The sequence below is a fragment of the Oleiphilus sp. HI0066 genome (assembly GCF_001635725.1).
The window spans coordinates 1-1,134 of record NZ_LWFH01001607.1 but is presented as its reverse complement, the minus strand read 5'-3'; the positions used below and the strand labels follow the sequence as shown (position 1 = coordinate 1,134).

The following is a 1,134-nucleotide window of genomic DNA, read 5'->3' as shown; positions in this document are numbered from 1 at the left end:
CTTTTTCTACTTCACTGTCGAGCAAGTTTTTGAGTTTGAACGAAACACCATAACCAATACGTTTCTCTTGATCGTCGTAGGTGTCATTCAAGCCCCACTTCACAACGAAATCTAGGCGATGAAATGGCTGTTCATAAACGTCCGGCGTACCGTTAATACCAAGCGCAGTGATGCGCTCACCATAGACGTTGTATAAAAACAAGGCGCTTCGACGCGTAAAGAAATTGTCGTAACCAAACTTTAAGTTCGCCACATAAGGTGACTGCCCTTGCATCGGACGAGAGGTACTAGTTAAACCATTTGAGGCTACATCTGCGGCATTAAGACTCACTTCAGACTCAATGTGTGTGTAATTACCTTCGACAAAATAGTTTTCAAAACTCGGGAACAGTTTGTCTAAATTTTTTCTAAAGCCAAATTCCAGCCCAATACTGTCAGCGCCCTCGGCGTTAGCATAAGTGATTTCAATATCTTCATCGGGGCGAGAACGAACAGTCTCAATCGGATTGGTGAATTGTTTCGAAAAAACACCTAACGAAATGGTTTCGTTGTAACTAGGGAACCACTCATATTTGAAATCAAAATTACTGATTGTCGTGTATTTAAGATCAGGATTACCTCTAACGATGTAATCTGTCTGAGGATCTTTATAACGCGTTGGACTGAACTCCCTAAAGTCAGGACGAGACAGTGTTTCACTCATACCAAATCGGAATTGATGCTCATCAGACAAACGGTATGTTAAGCCTAAAAAAGGCAGTACATCGGATGTTTCAAGAGTATAAGTTTGACGCGCCGTTGGCTGAATGCCGACAACCAACTCTTGAGTAGAATCTTCCTGACGAGCACCGAAAAACACATCTAGTTTGTTTGACACTTTAACTAACCAATTCGCATACACAGCGCTTAAATCTTGTTCTGCCTCGTAAGCATCGTCCTGTCGATAGTTACTCGTGATGTTGAGCAAGGTAGTGTCTGCATTAGCTTGACTCAAAATTTCATCAATCTCACGCGAATCCTCAGCGACAGGTTGGTAACCAAATTTAAAGCGACGGTTATCCAGACTACGCTCCTTGTTCAATTGATAAAAACCAAGATCTAACTCTGTACTTCGATCAAGTAAAGTAAATGGAA

General features: G+C 41.7%; 1 protein-coding gene. It reads right to left on the bottom strand.

Going from position 1 to position 1,134, the window contains the following annotated elements; all coding sequences use genetic code 11:
* On the bottom strand, positions 1-1,134 hold a 1,134-nt coding region (locus tag A3738_RS25210), incomplete at both ends, for a TonB-dependent receptor domain-containing protein (RefSeq protein ID WP_156504491.1).